Here is a 17,742-nt window from a genome sequence, read left to right as displayed (position 1 = left end):
TACTGCGGGGGGTGTTACGGGCGGCGGATCGCGTCGGCCGCGGCCGTGGCGGCGGGACCGGCGGCCAGCTCGGTCTCCAGCAGCTGCTTGCCGAGCAGCTCGGGGTCCGGCAGCTCCATCGGGTACTCGCCGTCGAAGCAGGCGCGGCACAGGTTCGGCTTGGCGATCGTGGTCGCCTCGATCATGCCGTCGAGGGAGATGTAGGCGAGGGAGTCGGCGCCGAGGCTGGTGCCGATCTCCTCGATGCTCATGCCGTTGGCGATCAGTTCCGCGCGAGTGGCGAAGTCGATGCCGAAGAAGCAGGGCCACTTCACGGGCGGCGAGGAGATCCGGATGTGCACCTCGGCGGCGCCGGCCTCGCGGAGCATGCGCACCAGGGCGCGCTGGGTGTTGCCGCGCACGATCGAGTCGTCCACGACGACCAGGCGCTTGCCCTTGATGACTTCCTTGAGCGGGTTCAGCTTCAGCCGGATGCCCAGCTGGCGGATGGTCTGCGAGGGCTGGATGAAGGTCCGGCCGACGTAGGCGTTCTTGACCAGTCCGGCGCCGAAGGGGATGCCGGAGGCCTCCGCGTAGCCGATGGCGGCCGGGGTGCCGGACTCCGGCGTCGCTATGACCAGGTCGGCCTCGACCGGGGCTTCCTTGGCCAGCCGGCGGCCCATCTCCACGCGGGAGAGGTACACGTTGCGGCCGGCGATGTCGGTGTCCGGACGGGCCAGGTACACATACTCGAAGACACAGCCCTTGGGCTTCGCTTCCGCGAATCGCGAGCTGCGCAGGCCGTTCTCGTCGATGGCGACGAACTCGCCCGGCTCGATCTCTCGCACGAAGCTGGCACCGGTGATGTCCAGCGCCGCGGTCTCGGAGGCGACCACCCAGCCGCGCTCCAGGCGGCCGAGGACCAGCGGGCGGATGCCCTGCGGGTCGCGGGCGGCGTAGAGGGTGTGCTCGTCCATGAAGACGAGCGAGAAGGCACCCCGCGCCTTCGGGAGCACCGCGTGCGCGGCCTCCTCGACGGTGAGCGGCTTGCCGTCCTCGTCGACCTGGGCGGCCAGCAGGGCCGTCAGCAGGTCGGTGTCGTTGGTGGCCGCGACCCGGGTGGAGCGGCTGTTGTTGTCGTTGGGCAGGGCGGCGACCATCTCGGCGAGCTGCGCCGTGTTGACCAGGTTGCCGTTGTGGCCGAGCGCGATCGAGCCGTGCGCGGTGGCGCGGAACGTCGGCTGGGCGTTCTCCCACACGGAGGCGCCGGTGGTCGAGTAGCGGGCGTGTCCGACCGCGATGTGACCCTGGAGCGAACCGAGCGAGGTTTCGTCGAAGACCTGGGAGACCAGGCCCATGTCCTTGAAGACGAGGATCTGGGAGCCGTTGCTGACCGCGATTCCCGCGGATTCCTGACCCCGGTGCTGGAGGGCGTAGAGCCCGAAGTACGTGAGCTTTGCGACCTCTTCACCCGGAGCCCAGACGCCGAAGACGCCGCAAGCGTCCTGGGGGCCCTTTTCGCCGGGAAGCAGATCGTGATTGAGTCGACCGTCACCACGTGGCACGCCACCGAGTGTAGGCGAGGTCGTCCACTGGTCCGAATTGGGGATACGTGCCCTTCACCGGCAGGGCCACCCCGATCACCTTGGTGGTTTTCGCGTTTACGCAGGTCATCGCGCGTGTCCTGACGAGCCGGCCGTTTTCGGGCCGGGCCGCTGTCAGACGATTGTGAACGATTCGCCGCCGCGATGAGTGAGGTGTCGCACATCATTCGGGGGCGTCACGGGTGAGGTGCACGCGGTCCCCGTGACCGCTGGTGAGGATGAGCTTGCCGTGCTCGGGCGCACCGGTGAGCGTCTGGCCGTCGAGCGCCCGGGCGAGCGCCCGCTCGAAACTCATCCGGGCGGGGTCACAGGCCATCTTGGTGGTGCGCAGCGCCCCGAAGGTGATCCGGTCCCCCCGCACGCCCACAGGGGCGCTGAACCGGTTGCAGCCGAGGTTCCCGGCCGCGCTGCCGTCGGCGCCGATCCGCAGGTGCGGGGAGCCGGAGGCGGGAGCGGCGAGGTCGTCACCGCCGACGGTGACCCGCTCGACCCGCCACTGCACCCCGGTCACCGGTTCGCGCGCGCTCATGGCACCACTGTCCGCCTTCCCGGCGGCACAGGCCACCATCAGGGGAACGGCTGCCACACCAAGCCATCGCTCGTACCGTTTCATGCCGTTTCGACGCATCCGCAGGGCCGCCGGTTCCGCTACCCCAGCAGCGGCAGCAGCCCGCCCAGGTCGGCCCGCTCCCCGCCGGCGCTGACCTTCGCGCCGGCCACGGCGTCCGCCCAGGACAGACGGCCGGTGGCGAGCCGGACCCAGGTCAGCGGGTCGGTCTCCACGACGTTGGGCGGGGTGCCGCGGGTGTGCCGGGGCCCTTCCACGCACTGCACGACGGCGTACGGCGGCACGCGCACCTCGGTGGAGCCGCCGGGCGCCTTGACGGCCAGCGCGTCGGTGAGCAGCCGGGTGGCGGCGGCCAGGGCCTGCCGGTCGTAGGGCACGGCGAGGTCCGGGACGGCGGCGTTCAGGTCGTCGGTGTGGACGACGAGTTCGACGGTACGGGTGACGAGGTAGTCGTCCAGCGGCATGGCGCCCGCGCTGGTCTCCAGCAGCCGGCCGGCGGGGTGCTCGGCCAGCAGGGCGCGCAGGCCGTCCTCGGCCTCGGCGAGGTAGGCGCCGAGGTCCGGGCGGTTGGCGGCGAGCCGGCGCGTGAAGTCGGCGATGGCGGCCGAGTCGGCCGACGTGGCGAAGGTCCAGTCGACCACCTGGACGTCCCGCTTCGGCGGCGCCGGGCGGGCGGCGGCCCGCAGCACGGCGGTGACGGCCATGCCGATGTGCGCGACCAGTTCCCGCACGGTCCACTCCCCGAGCCGGGTGGGCAGCCCGAGCCGCTCCTCGTCCAGCCCGCGCACGGCCTGGCGCACGTTCCCGAACTGGGCGAGGACGGCGGCCCGGGTCTTGGCGGGGTCGTAACTACGCGGACGCTTCCTGGCTGTTGGCATGGACCGAGCCTATGCGGACGCGCGGCCGGGGGCCGGAGGGAGGCAGGGGACCCGGGACCGGGAAAGCCCGCGCGCGGAAACGTGGTCGTGTTTCCGGGCGCGGGCTTCCTCGCCGTACGGAACGTGGTCCCGAGCCGGTCGCCGGCTACGCCAGCAGCGCCGGGATCGTCTCCTCGTGGGCCTTGCGGAGTTCGTCCAGGGTGAGGGCGAACTCGCCCTGGATCTCCACCGTGTCCCCGTCCACCACGCCGACGCGGGTGGCCGGCAGGCCCCGCGCGCCGCACATGTCGGTGAAGCGGAGCTCCTCCGAGCGCGGGACGGCGACGATGGCGCGGCCGGCCGACTCCGACAGGAGGAAGGTGAAGGCGTCCAGGCCGTCGGGGACGACCAGGCGGGCGCCGAGGCCGCCGAGCAGCGCCGACTCCACGACCGCCTGGATCAGACCGCCGTCGGACAGGTCGTGCGCGGAGTCGATCATGCCGTCGCGGGAGGCGGAGATCAGGATCTCGGCCAGCAGCCGCTCCCGCTCCAGGTCCACCGCCGGGGGCAGACCGCCGAGGTGGTCGTGGACCACCTGGGACCAGGCCGAGCCGCCGAACTCCTCGCGGGTGTCGCCGAGGAGGTAGATCAGCTGGCCCTCCTCCTGGAAGGCGACCGGGGTGCGGCGGGCCACGTCGTCGATCACGCCGAGGACGGCCACGACCGGGGTCGGGTGGATCGCCGCCTCGCCGGTCTGGTTGTAGAGCGAGACGTTGCCGCCGGTCACGGGTGTGCCGAGCTGCTGACATCCGTCGGCCAGACCGCGTACCGCCTCCGCGAACTGCCACATCACCGCCGGGTCCTCGGGCGAGCCGAAGTTCAGGCAGTCGGAGACCGCCAGCGGCCTGGCGCCCGTGGTGGCCACGTTCCGGTAGGCCTCGGCGAGGGCCAGCTGCGCGCCCGTGTACGGGTCGAGCTTGGCGTACCGGCCGTTGCCGTCCGTCGCGATGGCGACGCCGAGACCGGTCTCGGCGTCGATACGGATCATGCCGGAGTCCTCCGGCTGCGCCAGCACGGTGTTGCCCTGCACGAAGTGGTCGTACTGCTGCGTGACCCACTTCTTCGACGCCTGGTTCGGCGACGCCACCAGCTTCAGGACCTGGTCCTTCAGCTCCTCGCCCGTCTCCGGGCGGGGCAGCTTGTTCGCGTCGTCCGCCTGGAGGGCGTCCTGCCAGTCGGGGCGGGCGTACGGGCGTTCGTAGACCGGGCCGTCGTGCGCGACCGTGCGCGGGTCGACGTCCACGATCTTCTCGCCGTGCCAGAAGATCTCCAGCCGGTCGCCGTCGGTCACCTCACCGATGACGGTGGCGATGACGTCCCACTTCTCGCAGATCTCCAGGAAGCGGTCGACCTTGTCCGGCTCCACGACCGCGCACATGCGCTCCTGCGACTCGCTCATGAGGATTTCCTCGGGAGACAGGGTCGAGTCGCGCAGCGGCACGTCGTCCAGCGTCACGCGCATGCCGCCGGAGCCGTTGGACGCCAGCTCGCTCGTCGCGCAGGACAGGCCGGCCGCACCGAGGTCCTGGATGCCGACGACCAGCTTCTCCCGGAACGCCTCCAGGGTGCACTCGATGAGGAGCTTCTCCTGGAAGGGGTCGCCGACCTGGACGGCGGGGCGCTTGCTCGGCTTGGCGTCGTCGAAGGTCTCGCTCGCCAGGATCGACGCGCCGCCGATGCCGTCGCCGCCGGTCCGGGCGCCGTAGAGGATGACCTTGTTGCCCGCGCCGGAGGCCTTGGCGAGGTGGATGTCCTCGTGCCGCATCACACCGATGGCACCAGCGTTGACCAGCGGGTTGCCCTGGTAGCAGGCGTCGAAGACGACCTCGCCGCCGATGTTGGGCAGGCCCAGGCAGTTGCCGTAGCCGCCGATGCCCGCGACCACGCCCGGCAGGACGCGCTTGGTGTCGGGGTGGTCGGCCGCGCCGAACCGCAGCGGGTCCACGACCGCGACCGGGCGGGCGCCCATCGCGATGATGTCGCGGACGATGCCGCCGACACCGGTGGCCGCGCCCTGGTAGGGCTCGACGTACGACGGGTGGTTGTGCGACTCGACCTTGAAGGTCACGGCGTAGCCCTGGCCGACGTCGACCACGCCCGCGTTCTCGCCGATGCCGACGAGCAGCGCGTCCGACTCGGGCGCCTTCTCGCCGAACTGGCGCAGATGGACCTTGGAGGACTTGTACGAGCAGTGCTCGGACCACATGACCGAGTACATGGCGAGTTCGGCGCCGGTCGGGCGGCGGCCGAGGATCTCCACCACCCGCTCGTACTCGTCCTTCTTCAGGCCGAGTTCGGCCCAGGGCAGCTCGACGTCGGGGGTCGCGGCCGCGTGCTCGACCGTGTCCAGAGGCGTCCGGCTCATGCGCCCACCAGCTTCTTGAGGATCGAGGTGAAGAACGGGAGCCCGTCGGTACGGCCGGTACCGATCAGCGGCTCGACGGCGTGCTCGGGGTGCGGCATGAGGCCGACGACGTTCCCGGCCTCGTTGGTGATGCCGGCGATGTCCCGCAGCGAGCCGTTCGGATTGAAGTCGAGGTACCGGAAGACGACCCGGCCCTCCGCCTCCAGCTTGTCGAGCGTGTACTCGTCGGCGACGTACCGGCCGTCCATGTTCTTCAGCGGGATGTGGATCTCCTGCCCGGCGCGGTAGTCGCCGGTCCAGGCCGTCCCCGCGTTCTCCACCCGCAGCTTCTGGTCGCGGCAGATGAAGTGGAGGTGGTCGTTGCCGAGCATCGCGCCCGGGAGGAGGTGGGCCTCGGTGAGGACCTGGAAGCCGTTGCAGATACCGAGGACCGGCAGCCCGGCCCTCGCCTGCTCGGTCACGGCGTCCATCACCGGCGAGAACCGGGAGATGGCACCGGCCCGCAGGTAGTCGCCGTAGGAGAAGCCGCCGGGCAGGACCACGGCGTCGACCTGCTTGAGGTCCTTGTCCTTGTGCCACAGGGCGACCGGCTCGGCGCCCGCGAGGCGGATCGCGCGCCGGGTGTCCCGGTCGTCCAGGCTGCCCGGGAAAGTGACGACGCCAATACGAGCGGTCACTTGGCCGCCTCCGCGACTTCGTCGACGCGGACCGTGAAGTCCTCGATCACGGTGTTGGCGAGGAAGGATTCCGCAAGATCGCGGATGCGGGCGAGGGCGGCCTCGTCGAGGGGCCCGTCAACTTCCAGTTCGAAACGCTTTCCCTGACGTACGTCCGAGATCCCTTCGAATCCCAGGCGGGGCAGCGCACGCTGGACCGCCTGGCCCTGGGGGTCGAGGATCTCCGGCTTGAGCATGACGTCGACTACGACGCGTGCCACTGGCACTCCCGGTGTGTGGTGCTGAGCAGGTTCCTTCAGACTACCCGCACAAAATTTCTACGCGGGTAGAGTTGGAGGAAAGTACGTGAGGCGCATCACGATCGGGTGTCGAAGCCACGTATCCGCGAAAAGTTCTGGGAAAGTTCCACAGTCCGCCCGCCCGCCCCTATTGCGCCCGGACACGCGGACGGATTTAGTCGGGCTTCACATTTCATTGCCGGGCACTGTACAAATGAATTGGCAATAGCCGATACTCGGCACGTCGTCGGCGTTGAGCTGTAACGACGTGCCGCACGAAGGGACCGATATTCGTGGCGCAAAAGGTCGTGGTCACTCTCTTTGACGACATCGACGGCTCGGAAGCGGCGGAAACGATCGCCTTCGGACTCGACGGCAAGTCGTACGAGATCGACCTGAACGAAACCAACGCCAAGAAACTGCGCAAGGCGCTCGCGCCGTACGTCGAGGCCGGCCGCAAGCGGTCGCGCTCCGGCAAGGCGTACAAGCAGACGGAGGTCGCCCCCGACCCGGCCGCCGTCCGCGCCTGGGCCCAGGCCAACAAGATGGACGTCCCGGCCCGGGGACGCATCCCGAAGAAGGTCTACGAGGCGTTCACCGCCGCGCAGTGAGCCCGCGAAGGGGCGGCTCCCAGGGCCCGTCAGGGGGCCCTGGGAGCCGTGCACTTGGGGCATGGCGGGCCCGGGAGGGAGCCGACTTGCGCTACCCCCCCGCTGATCGGCTAATGTCTGGGACACGCCGAGGGGCGAGGCCGACAGGCCGGATCCCGAGGACACGCGGGTGTAGTTCAGTAGCAGAACATCCCCCTTCCAGGGGGAAGGCGCAGTGTGCAATTCCTGTCACCCGCTCTGCACCGCCGACACGACCACTGATGTGGATCAGGTAGGCTGGTGTTCGCACCGATCGGTGAAAGCCGATCGGAGGCAGTGCGGACGTAGCTCAGTTGGTAGAGCGCAACCTTGCCAAGGTTGAGGTCGCGAGTTCGAGCCTCGTCGTCCGCTCGGGAATGAGACCCCGGTCCACTGGACCGGGGTCTTTTCGTTCTCCGGCCCCGGTTCTGACATGTGTCATGTGCGGGGATGACATCGCGCACTGCCGACGGGTACGCGTCCCGGGGACGCTGATGTCATGGACATCAACGGACACGAGCACGTGATCGAGGTCACCGGCCTCAGGCGTGTCTACGGGGGCGGGTTCGAGGCCGTACGCGGAATCAGCTTCTCCGTGGCGCGCGGGGAGATCTTCGCCCTGCTGGGCACCAACGGCGCCGGGAAGACCTCGACGGTCGAACTGCTGGAGGGGCTGGCCGCACCCGCCGGCGGCCGGATCCGGATCCTCGGCCACGACCCCCACCGCGAGCGGGCCGCCGTACGGCCCCGCACCGGAGTGATGCTCCAGGAAGGCGGCTTCCCCGCCGAACTGACCGTCGCGGAGACCGCCCGGATGTGGGCCGGCTGCACCACCGGGGCCCGGCCGGAGGCCGAGGTGCTGGCCCGGGTGGGGCTCGCGGACAAGCACGGCGTACGGGTCAAGCAGCTCTCCGGCGGGGAACGCCGGCGCCTCGACCTGGCGCTCGCCCTGCTCGGCGACCCGGAGGTGCTCTTCCTCGACGAGCCGACCACCGGACTGGACGCCGAGGGCCGCCGGGACACCTGGGCGTTGGTGCGCGAACTGCGCGACCAGGGCACCACCGTGCTGCTCACCACGCACTACCTGGAGGAGGCCGAGGACCTGGCCGACCGGCTCGCCATCCTGCACGAGGGCCGGATCGCCGCCTCCGGGACACCCGCCGAGGTCACCGCCGGCCGCCCCTCCCGCATGTCCTTCGAACTGCCCCCGGGCTACTTCCCCGGCGATCTGCCTCCCCTGGCCGCCCTCGGCGTCTGCGACCACGAGTACGACGGCCGGACCGTCCGGCTGCGCACCCGTGAACTCCAGCGGACCGCCACCGCCGTACTGACCTGGGCCGAGCGGGCCGGTGTCGAACTGGGCGCGCTGGACGTGCGCTCGGCCTCGCTGGAGGAGGCCTTCCTCGGGATCGCCCGGGAGCGGCAGGAGGCGGTGGCGGCATGAGCACGATCCTCACCGCGCCCGCCATGCGACGGCTGCGGGCACTGGCCCGGGCCGAGCTGACCCTCCTCGGCCGCAACCGCGGGGTCGTGTTCACCGCGCTAGCCGTGCCGCTGGCGCTGCCGTTCAGCATGCGGCCGGTCCTGGACCACGTGGACCTGGACGAGCAGGGCATCAGCGTCGGCTCCGCCATGCTCACCGCCGGGATCGGCTTCTCGTTCCTCTTCGCCGTCTACAGCGCGCTCGTCAACGCCTATGTGGCCCGCCGCGAGGAGCTGGTCCTGAAGCGGCTGCGCACCGGCGAGGCGACCGACGCCGAGATCCTCGCCGGCACCGCCCTGCCGGCCATGACCGTCGGCCTGGCACAGGCGCTGGTGCTGTGCGCCGGGTGCGCGGCCCTGCTGGACGCCGGGGCACCCAGGGCGCCGTACCTGACCCTGCTCGGGCTGGTGGCCGGGCTGGTGCTGAGCGCCGCGCTGGCCGCGCTCACCGCGTCCGTCACCCGGTCCGTGGAGAGCGGTCAGGTCACCGCGCTGCCCGTGGTGTTCGGCTCGATGACCGGCTCGGGGATCATGGTCCCCACCGAGGTCATGCCGGGCCGGCTCGCCTCCGTCTGCGAACTGTTGCCGCTGTCGCCCGCCATCCGGCTCGTCCGGGGCGGCTGGACCGGCCAGTTGAGCGCCTACGAGGCACTGGGCGCGCTCGCGACGGCGCTGGCCTGGACCGTGGTGGCGGTGGTCGCGGTACGGCGGTGGTTCCGGTGGGAGCCCCGGCGCTGAGAAACGGGGGGTGCGCGTGGTGGGGCCGATACGGCGGTGGCAGCAGCGGCACTGGCGGGAACGCGGCAAGGCCGACCGGGTCGAGCTGTACACGGTGGTGAGCTGGTACGTCACCACCTGGTTCTTCGTCCTGAGCTGGCTGGCGCTGCCGCTGTCCGCCGGGCTCGTCCGCCACCGGCCCGCGGAACTCCTCCTCGGCATCCCGCTGATCCTGGTGGCCGTCCTGCAGTGCGCCGCCGCGAACCGGCTCACCCGGCCCGCGCTCGACCACTACCTGGGACGCGCCCGGCTGCCGGCCGGGGCCCACCGCGTCCCGGCCGTCCTGCTGGGCCTCGCCGTGGCGCTGATCGTGGCCCTCACCGCGGCACCCGCGACCGACGGGGCGACGCTCCGGCTCGCGTTGGGCGCCATCCTGCTGCCGTTCGCGCTGCTGTACGGCCTCACCGTGCCGGTACGGGACTTCCTGCGCGGGGCGGCCGTGCTCTCGGTGCTGCTCATGGCCGCCCTCGGACTCGCCGACCGGTCCGCCGCCGGGCTGCTCGGGACCGCTCTGATCACCGCCTTCATGGCGGTGTTCGCGCTGCTGGCCTGCCGGTGCGGGGCCTGGACGCTGTCCGTGCTGTGGGAGGCGGAGCGCGCCCGTGAGGTTGAGGCCCGGCTCGCCGTGGCCGAGGAGCGGCTGCGGTTCGGCCGGGACCTGCACGACGTGCTGGGCCGGAACCTGTCGGTGATCTCCCTCAAGAGCGAGCTGGCCGTCCAACTGGCCCGGCGCGGGCGACCGGAGGCGGTGGAGCAGATGATCGAGGTGCAGCGGATCGCGCAGGAGTCCCAGCGGGAGGTGCGGGCCGTCGTACGCGGCTACCGGGAGGCCGACCTCGGTTCCGAACTCGCCGGGGCCCAGGGCGTGCTGACGGCGGCCGGGATCGACTGCGAGGTCCGCGCGGAGACCGTCGGACTGCCCGCCGAGGTGCAGTCCGCGCTCGGCTGGGTGGTGCGCGAGGCGACGACCAACGTGCTGCGGCACGGAGACCCCGGCCGGTGTCAGGTGGGACTGACGGTGCATGAGGGGCGGGCGGTGCTGACGGTGGAGAACGACGGCGCCGCGACGGCCGGCTTGAGCGGGGGCGGCGGTTCGGGGCTGGCCGGGCTGCGGGAACGGCTGGCCGCCGTGGGCGGGACCTTGGAGGCGGGCCACACCGGCGCCGGCCGGGACCGGTTCCGGCTGGTCGCGGACGTACCCCTGACCACTGTGAGAGGAGTCACCTCGTGAGCGCACCGGTACGGCTGTTGCTGGCCGACGACGAGCATCTGATCCGGGGCGCCCTGGCCGCGCTGCTGTCCCTGGAGGACGACCTGCTGGTGGTCGCGGAGGCGGCGAGCGGGCCCGAGGCGCTGGCCATGGCGCGGGCGCACGCGCCCGACGTCGCCGTCCTGGACCTGCAGATGCCGGGCGCCGACGGTGTGAAGGTCGCCACATCCCTGCGCGCCGAACTGCCCGGCTGCCGGGTGCTGATCGTCACCGGCCACGGCCGCCCCGGGCATCTGAAACGGGCCCTCGCGGCCGGGGTGCGCGGGTTCGTCCCGAAGACCGTCAGCGCTCAGCGGCTCGCCGAGATCATCCGGACCGTGCACGCGGGAAACCGGTACGTCGACCCGGAGTTGGCCGCCGACGCGATCTCCGCCGGGGACTCGCCGCTGACCGCGCGGGAGGCCGAGGTGCTGGAGCTGGCCGCCGACGGGGCGCCGGTCGCGGAGATCGCCGAGCGGGCCGCGCTGTCCCCGGGCACCGTGCGGAACTACCTCTCCTCGGCCGTCACCAAGCTCGGCGTCGAGAACCGTCATGCGGCGGTGCGTCTCGCACGGGAGCGAGGTTGGGTATAGTTGCTCTCGCGCCACGGCGCAACGCGGACGTAGCTCAGTTGGTAGAGCGCAACCTTGCCAAGGTTGAGGTCGCGAGTTCGAGCCTCGTCGTCCGCTCCATGAGGAAGCCCCCGGTTCCCGCCGGGGGCTTTTCGCGTGCCCCCCGGCTCTCGCCGGGGGTCTCCGGGCTAGGACCAGCCGGTGCCGGTCAGCCGCTCGTACGCCTCCACGTACTTCTGCCGGGTCGCGGCCACGACCTCCTCGGGCAGCGGCGGCGGGGGCTGCTCGCCGCGGCGGTCCCAGCCGGACGCCGGCGAGGTCAGCCAGTCGCGCACGAACTGCTTGTCGTACGACGGCTGGGCGCGGCCCGGCTGCCAGGTGTCGGCCGGCCAGAAGCGGGAGGAGTCCGGGGTGAGGACCTCGTCGGCGAGGACGAGCGTGTCGCCGTCGAAGCCGAACTCGAACTTGGTGTCGGCCAGGATGATCCCCCGGTCGCGGGCGATGTCCCGGGCCCGCGAGTACACGGCGAGCGTGGCCTGGCGCAGCTGGGCGGCGGTCTCCGCGCCGACCTGGCGGGCCACCTCCTCGTAGGAGACGTTCTCGTCGTGCTCGCCGACCTCGGCCTTGGCGGCCGGGGTGAAGATCGGGGCGGGCAGCTCGGAGCCGTCGACGAGGCCTTCGGGGAGGGCGAGGCCGCAGACCGTACGGGACTCCCGGTACTCGGCGAGGCCGGAGCCGGTGAGGTAGCCCCGGGCCACGCACTCCACCGGGACCATCCTCAGGGACTTGCACACCAGCGTCCGGCCCGCCCAGTCGGCCGGGGCACCCTCGGGCACCTCGGTGCCGACGACGTGGTTCACGGCGAGGTCGCGGAGCTGGTCGAACCACCACAGGGAGAGCTGGGTGAGCACGCGGCCCTTGTCGGGGATCTCGGTGGGCAGCACCCAGTCGTAGGCGGAGATGCGGTCGCTGGCGACCATCACGAGGTCGCCCGCCTCGTTCTGGTACAGATCGCGCACCTTTCCGGTGTGCAGGTGCACCAGCCCCGGAACCTCGGCGGGCTCGGGCTTTTCTACGAATCCGGACACGGTTCCTCCCCGTGGCTCTGTCCAATGCCCCGATTCTCCCGTACGGCGCCGATCGGGCGCGCCCGGGGGTCAGTCGCGTTTGCAGATGCGGTCCAGCAGGTTCGCCGTGGCGCGCTGGATCCGGGTGTCCACGTGGCCGGGGCGGTCCAGGGCCGGGGACCAGGCGAAGGTCCCGGAGGCGAACACCCAGGCGCCGGAGGGGGCGCGGTAGAGGGACGTCTCCTGGTGGCGCCGGACGCCGTCGGCGTCGGTGTAGGGGGAGTGGGCGAGCAGGATGCGCTCGTCGTGCTCGGGCAGCGCGGTGCGCGGGAAGTAGCGGTCCGCCTCGCCGGCGACCAGGCCCTTGATCTCGTCGCCCTCGTGCGCGCCGGTCGCCTCCCACAGCCAGTGGCCGCCGTTGCGGACGATCAGCGGGTGCGGCTCGGGCACCCGGCCCGCGTACTGGATGCCGACCACTTCCTGTTCCGGCCGGTCGATCTCGCGCCAGAGCACCGGGCGTCCCGGGCCCTTGCGCTTGCGGCAGGTCAGCAGCCGGTCGGGGACACCGGACGGGGACGGCGCCAGCTCGACCTGCCAGTACATGGTGTTGGCGGAGAGGAAGACCAGCGAGGTGCCCCGGTCCCGGGCGTCCTCGACGGCCCGGCGCATCGGCACCGACCAGTACTCGTCGTGGCCCGGGAAGACCAGGCCCCGGTAGCGGGTGGGGTCGATCCGGCCGGCGTGCAGATCACGGGCGTCGGCGTAGGCGAGGTCGTAGCCGTAGCGCTCGGCCCAGCGGATGAAGTCGTAGGCGTGGCCGACGTGCAGGGGCAGGCCCGCGCCCGCGTACGGCCGGTCGAAGGAGACCGTGGTGGCGGCGTCGGCCTCGCCGAGGAGACGGCCGTCCTCGCCCCAGGCGTGGTAGAGGCTGGCGCCGGTGCGGCCGTCCTCCGGGTAGAGGTTGTATGCCTGCCAGGTGACGTCGGGCAGCAGCAGGAGCAGGTCGGCGGGGTGGCCGTCGCGGACCGTGAAGGGCACGTGGGAGCGGTAGCCGTCGGCGGTGGTCAGGACGGCCACATAGGCGCCGATGCTCCAGTAGGAGGGCACCTGGAGGCGCCAGGACAGCCACCAGTGGTGGCAGGAGACCGTGCGGTCGGCGGCCAGCGGCGGGGGCTGGACGATGCCGGACAGGCGGGGGCTGGTGGTGATCTTCGCCGCGCCGTCGCCGCCGTAGTGGCCGATGCGGTAGATGTCCACGACGAACTCCTGCGGCGGGTCGACCGTGATGTGGAAGTCGATCGCCTCGCCGGGCGCGACGGCGCCGGTGGAGGTGAAGCCCTTGATCTGGCGGTGCACGTCGTCGGCGGAGCGGGGGCCGGCGGTGCTCGCGCGCGGGGCGGGGGCACGGGTGCCCTCGGCGAGCTGCTGCGGGCAGCCGTCGACGTACCAGGGCATCACCTTGCCGAAGTCGTCGATGTACGGCTCACTGCCGCGCAGCCAGGGCACCGGGCCCTGGCCGAAGGGATCCGTGACGCCATGCGCGAGTGCTCCGGACTCCCAGCGGCGAATGCGGTCCGAGGCCATGGTCGCTCCCCTCCCTCATCCCCCCGTGTCTGGGCTCGCTGTGCGGTGTGCTCCGCCGTGTCCGGCCGCGCTGTCGTATGTCGCGCGCCTTTGCCAAAGGCGTGGTCGGTCCCAGCACATCACATTACGCACGGGGCCGGTCACTACTCGTTGCGAATTGTCCTGAAGTGGAAGTCGCCTTTCCGTTACGGGAACGGCCGGCGCGGGTAGGGCGACGGGCCCCGGGATCGGGCCGGCGACGGCTGCCTGGATGCGCGGCTACGGCCTTCGCCGCGGCGTCATACGAGCCGTACGGGCTTCTCGGGGCGTATGCCGAAGGCGGTCAGCCAGTCGCGCAGCGGGCCCGGGTCCCCGTCCTCGATCAGGGTGAGCACCTTGGGCGCGAGATCGGCGGCCCGTTCGCCGCCCAGCAGCAGGGAGGGGCCGTCCAGCCAGTCCAGGGCGGGGACCGCGCCCGCGGTGTCGACGGCCGCGCAGCACACCATCGCCGTGACGTGGTCGGCGAGCAGCTCACGGGCGGTGCGGTGGGGCTGGAGCGGGAAGAGGGGCAGGCCGTGGTCACCGGGGGCCCACGCCACGCTGTCGGGGCCCTGGTGGGCCGTCGCGGCGCCGTCGCGGGCCCGCTGGGCGCCGGCCTCCTCGCGGGCCAGCTCGGCGGTGATCCGGGCGGCCAGGGCGACGCTGCGGGCGGTGCCGGGCTCCGCCTCGGCCTCGCCGTCGGCGTCAACGTCGCGCCCACCCAGACCACCCGAGCGAGGGACGTCGCCGGACGCGGGTGGCCCCTGCGGGGAGTACCCGCCGGCGTCTGCGGCTCGGGAGATGGGGTGGGCGGGGGGCTCGGCGGCGGGGGGCGGGGCGGGGTCACCGGGCTCGTCGGTGGTGGTGCCCTGGGCAGGGGGCTCGTCCGTGGTGGTGCCCTGGGCGGGGGGCTCGTCGGTGGCCGGTCGGGGCGCGGGATCGACGTGGGCGGCCTGTGAGGCCTGCCAGGCCCACGCGGGGGGCTCGGGGTCGGGCCGGTGGGCGGCGGGCCGGGCCGGGGCGGTGTCGTCGGTGGTGAGGTGGTCCAGGACCCGGGCCAGGGTGGGGCCGCCCGGTTCGGGGGTGCCGGGGTGGTGGGAGGCGCGGACGCCCAGCGCGTCCAGGGCCCGGTGGAGTCGGGCCGCGTCGACGCGCCAGGTGCGGTCCACGACCTCCTCCGGATACGCCTGCCAGTCCACCGGCGCCCAGTCGGAACAGGGCTTCGCGGGGCCGCCGTGGAAGAGCCGGGCGGCGAGCAGGGACGCGGCCTCGTCCACCACGCCGGGCTCCTCCAGCAGATCGCAGGCCGGCCGCTCGCCGAGCCGGGAGGCGAAGCCCTCGGCCAGCCGGTCGCGGCGGGACAGCTCGGTGAGCGCCGCGACCACGCCCGCGTCCAGCCGGGACGGCCACCGGCCCATGCGCCAGGCGGGCAGCGCGACCCTGGTCAGCAGCCGGTCCCAGCCGGCGTAGGCCAGCCCGACCTGCTCCTGGGCGACGATCCGCAGGCCGTAGTCGACCGCCTGGGCGCGCTCGGCCGCCGCCGCCGCGACCCCGCGCTCCATCTGCATCGCGTGTTCCCGGCAGCCGCGCAGCAGCAGCCGGGCCACCCAGCCGACGGCCGCGCACAGCCCGCGGGCCGGCGGGCGGCGGCCCGGTGCCGAGGCGACGGCCACGGCCGCGTCCAGCCCGCGCACGAAGCGGCGGGCGGCGGCTATGTCCGGGTGCGCCGAGGGCCCCGTACCCGCGATGACCGGGGCGAGGACCGCGCGCAGCTCGCCGACGCGCATCCACCACAGGAACGGCGAGCCGATGACGAGGACCGGCGGGGTCGGGATCCGGGGACGGGCCGGGCCCGCCGGCGAGCCGGGTGCCGGGCGCGGCGGCGGGCCGTGCGCCGAGTGCGCCCGGTCCTCCAGCCAGCTGTCGCAGTCCGGGGTGAGCGCTATGGCCGACGGGGCCGGGACGTCCAGGCGGTCGGCCAGGTCGCGCACCATCCGGTACAGGTCGGGGGCGGACTCCTCCGGGATCGGCACCGTCGGGCTGGTGGCGGGGCGGGCCCGGGCCACGACCAGGCCGACCCCGGCCGCGGCCAGCAGCACCAGCACCGCGAACACGCCCACCGCCCAGCGGGCGGCGTCCCATCCCGGGCCGACGAGAAGGCCGGTGGCGGCGCCGGTCAGCAGGATCACCGCGGCGCCCGCCGGCAGCACCGCCACGCCCAGCGCCCGGCCCCGGACCCGCAGCACGGCGAGGGCCCGGGAGCGCGCGGCCTGCGCACCCGCCTCCACACCCATTCCGGTCACGTGCCGACCTCGCCCCCTCCCCGCCGCTCGCGTGCTGCCCTGGTGTTGCTCACTCCCCCACTGTGGCACCCGCCACCGACATCGCAATGCCGGTGGGCCAAGTGCCGGAACGCTTGCGCGGCACCCTAGTTGGGGCTTCGCCCCCCGTCAGCCGGATAGCCGATTGCTCACTCGATGGAATGGCTTTGGTCAGAGCTGGGTGACGGACAGCAAAGAACAGGCCCCGGATTGTGGATCCGGGGCCTGAGGGGCATACGGGCAGGTCAGAAGGCCAGGGGTTCAGCCGGCCGCGGACTGCGCCGCCTTCGCCGCGATGTCGGTACGGTGCTGCGAACCGTCCAGGCGGATACGGCCCACCGCCCGGTAGGCCCGCTCGCGCGCCTCGGCCAGGTCCTCGCCGGTGGCCGTGACGGACAGCACGCGTCCGCCGGCGCTGACGACCGCGTCGCCCTCCTGCCTCGTACCGGCGTGCAGCACGTACGCGTGCGGGGCGTCCTCGGCGGCCACCGCGTCCAGGCCGGTGATCGGGTCGCCGGTGCGCGGGGTGCCGGGGTAGTTGTGCGAGGCGACGACGACGGTGACGGCCGCGTCCTCGCTCCAGCGCAGCGGCGCCAGGTCGGCCAGGTTCCCGGTGGCGGCGGCCATCAGCACGCCGGCCAGCGGGGTCTTCAGGCGGGCCAGCACGACCTGGGTCTCGGGGTCGCCGAAGCGGGCGTTGAACTCGATGACCCGGACCCCGCGCGAGGTGATCGCGAGGCCGGCGTAGAGCAGCCCGGAGAAGGGCGTGCCCCGGCGGCGCATCTCGTCCACCGTCGGCTGGAGGACGGTCCGGAGCACCTCGTCGACCAGCTTCGGGTCGGCCCACGGCAGCGGCGAGTACGCGCCCATGCCGCCGGTGTTGGGGCCCTCGTCGCCGTCCAGGGCGCGCTTGAAGTCCTGGGCGGGCTGGAGCGGTACGACCGTCTCGCCGTCGGTGATGGCGAAGAGGGACACCTCGGGTCCGTCGAGGAACTCCTCGATCACGACCCTCTCGCAGCCGGCGGCGTGCGCCTTGGCGGCCTCGATGTCGGAGGTGACGACCACGCCCTTGCCGGCGGCGAGACCGTCGTCCTTGACGACGTAGGGGGCGCCGAAGGCGTCCAGGGCCTCGGCGACCTCCTTCTCCCCGGTACAGACGTAGGAGCGGGCGGTCGGCACCCCGGCCGCCGCCATGACGTCCTTGGCGAAGGCCTTGGACCCCTCGATGCGGGCGGCCTCCCCGGAGGGGCCGAACACCGGGATGCCGGCCGCGCGGACGGCGTCGGCCACACCGGCGACCAGCGGGGCCTCCGGGCCGACGACGACCAGCTCGGCACCGAGGCGGGTGGCCAGTCCGGCCACGGCGGCACCGTCGAGCGCGTCGACCTGGTGCAGCTCGGCCACCTCGGCGATGCCGGCGTTGCCGGGGGCGCAGTGCAGCGCGGTGACGTCGGGGTCGAGGGACAGGGAGCGGCACAGGGCGTGTTCGCGGGCGCCGCCGCCGATGACGAGGACCTTCACGGGGTCAGCCTAATGGCAAGGTCACCGAAGACCGGGCCCCGGGTTTGTCAGAGCTTCCTCCAAAGAGGCCCGGGGCGGCTCGGGCGGGGGCGGGCGAGGGGGCCCAGGGGTGGCTCGGATGGGGGCGGGCGAGG

The 17,742-nt window shown here is 72.8% G+C and carries 15 protein-coding genes and 3 tRNA genes; 8 read left to right on the top strand and 10 right to left on the bottom strand.

All coding sequences use genetic code 11. The annotated features are described in order from the left end of the window. Positions 1-14 precede the first annotated feature (14 nt). The 6 genes from purF to purS all read right to left on the bottom strand — a co-directional run bounded on the left by purF (position 15) and on the right by purS (position 6,370). On the bottom strand, positions 15-1,544 hold the full coding sequence (gene purF / locus ABD350_RS23150; protein WP_030619667.1) for an amidophosphoribosyltransferase: 1,530 nt from the start codon (positions 1,542-1,544) through the stop codon (positions 15-17). 202 nt (positions 1,545-1,746) lie between these two features. After that, positions 1,747-2,112, bottom strand: coding sequence for an META domain-containing protein (locus ABD350_RS23145; protein ID WP_344350188.1), 366 nt, complete (start codon positions 2,110-2,112; stop codon positions 1,747-1,749). 119 nt (positions 2,113-2,231) lie between these two features. Next, positions 2,232-3,029 (bottom strand): maleylpyruvate isomerase family mycothiol-dependent enzyme, encoded by a 798-nt coding sequence (locus ABD350_RS23140; protein WP_344350187.1) that lies wholly within the window; start codon positions 3,027-3,029, stop codon positions 2,232-2,234. A gap of 145 nt (positions 3,030-3,174) precedes the next feature. Further along, on the bottom strand, positions 3,175-5,433 hold the full coding sequence (gene purL, locus ABD350_RS23135; RefSeq protein WP_344350186.1) for a phosphoribosylformylglycinamidine synthase subunit PurL: 2,259 nt from the start codon (positions 5,431-5,433) through the stop codon (positions 3,175-3,177). Then, positions 5,430-6,110 (bottom strand): phosphoribosylformylglycinamidine synthase subunit PurQ, encoded by a 681-nt coding sequence (purQ, locus tag ABD350_RS23130; RefSeq protein WP_344350185.1) that lies wholly within the window; start codon positions 6,108-6,110, stop codon positions 5,430-5,432. The genes purL and purQ overlap by 4 nt, the downstream gene beginning before the upstream one ends. Further along, positions 6,107-6,370 (bottom strand): phosphoribosylformylglycinamidine synthase subunit PurS, encoded by a 264-nt coding sequence (purS, locus tag ABD350_RS23125; protein WP_344350184.1) that lies wholly within the window; start codon positions 6,368-6,370, stop codon positions 6,107-6,109. Before purS ends, purQ begins: the two co-directional genes overlap by 4 nt. Positions 6,371-6,681: 311 nt before the next feature. Here purS and ABD350_RS23120 point away from each other — a divergent pair, with 311 nt between their 5' ends. The 8 genes from ABD350_RS23120 (at position 6,682) to ABD350_RS23085 (ending at position 11,217) form a co-directional block, all read left to right on the top strand. Then, entirely contained in the window at positions 6,682-6,999 is a 318-nt protein-coding gene (locus ABD350_RS23120; RefSeq protein WP_030619653.1) for a histone-like nucleoid-structuring protein Lsr2, read from the top strand. Positions 7,000-7,164: 165 nt separating this feature from the next. Next, positions 7,165-7,236: transfer RNA gene (locus ABD350_RS23115), tRNA-Gly, on the top strand. 80 nt (positions 7,237-7,316) lie between these two features. Next, positions 7,317-7,389, top strand: a tRNA-Gly gene (locus ABD350_RS23110). 127 nt (positions 7,390-7,516) lie between these two features. After that, positions 7,517-8,461, top strand: coding sequence for an ABC transporter ATP-binding protein (locus ABD350_RS23105; protein ID WP_344350183.1), 945 nt, complete (start codon positions 7,517-7,519; stop codon positions 8,459-8,461). Next, complete coding sequence (locus ABD350_RS23100; RefSeq protein WP_344350182.1) at positions 8,458-9,237, top strand: ABC transporter permease; 780 nt, start codon at positions 8,458-8,460, stop codon at positions 9,235-9,237. The genes ABD350_RS23105 and ABD350_RS23100 overlap by 4 nt, the downstream gene beginning before the upstream one ends. Before the next feature lie 16 nt (positions 9,238-9,253). Beyond that, entirely contained in the window at positions 9,254-10,507 is a 1,254-nt protein-coding gene (locus tag ABD350_RS23095) for a sensor histidine kinase (protein WP_344350180.1), read from the top strand. After that, on the top strand, positions 10,504-11,118 hold the full coding sequence (locus ABD350_RS23090) for a response regulator (RefSeq protein ID WP_344350178.1): 615 nt from the start codon (positions 10,504-10,506) through the stop codon (positions 11,116-11,118). The genes ABD350_RS23095 and ABD350_RS23090 overlap by 4 nt, the downstream gene beginning before the upstream one ends. Positions 11,119-11,141: 23 nt before the next feature. Continuing rightward, a tRNA-Gly gene (locus ABD350_RS23085) sits at positions 11,142-11,217 on the top strand. 68 nt (positions 11,218-11,285) lie between these two features. Here the strand turns inward: ABD350_RS23085 and ABD350_RS23080 are convergent. The 4 genes from ABD350_RS23080 to purD form a co-directional block, all read right to left on the bottom strand. Further along, complete coding sequence (locus ABD350_RS23080; protein ID WP_344350177.1) at positions 11,286-12,185, bottom strand: phosphoribosylaminoimidazolesuccinocarboxamide synthase; 900 nt, start codon at positions 12,183-12,185, stop codon at positions 11,286-11,288. Between the two features lie 69 nt (positions 12,186-12,254). Continuing rightward, the gene (locus ABD350_RS23075; protein ID WP_344350176.1) at positions 12,255-13,748 is read right to left on the bottom strand and encodes a N,N-dimethylformamidase beta subunit family domain-containing protein; all 1,494 of its coding nucleotides are present in this window, start codon (positions 13,746-13,748) and stop codon (positions 12,255-12,257) included. A gap of 278 nt (positions 13,749-14,026) precedes the next feature. Further along, positions 14,027-16,060, bottom strand: a complete 2,034-nt coding sequence (locus ABD350_RS23070) for a hypothetical protein (RefSeq protein ID WP_344350231.1) — start codon at positions 16,058-16,060, stop codon at positions 14,027-14,029. 288 nt (positions 16,061-16,348) lie between these two features. Beyond that, positions 16,349-17,608: a phosphoribosylamine--glycine ligase gene (gene purD, locus ABD350_RS23065; protein ID WP_344350175.1), complete on the bottom strand. Its 1,260-nt coding sequence runs from the start codon at positions 17,606-17,608 to the stop codon at positions 16,349-16,351. Positions 17,609-17,742: the final 134 nt, after the last annotated feature.

It is taken from the genome of Streptomyces nogalater (genome assembly GCF_039532885.1).
Classification (GTDB): domain Bacteria; phylum Actinomycetota; class Actinomycetes; order Streptomycetales; family Streptomycetaceae; genus Streptomyces; species Streptomyces nogalater.
This window is presented reverse-complemented; position numbering and strand designations above follow the sequence as displayed.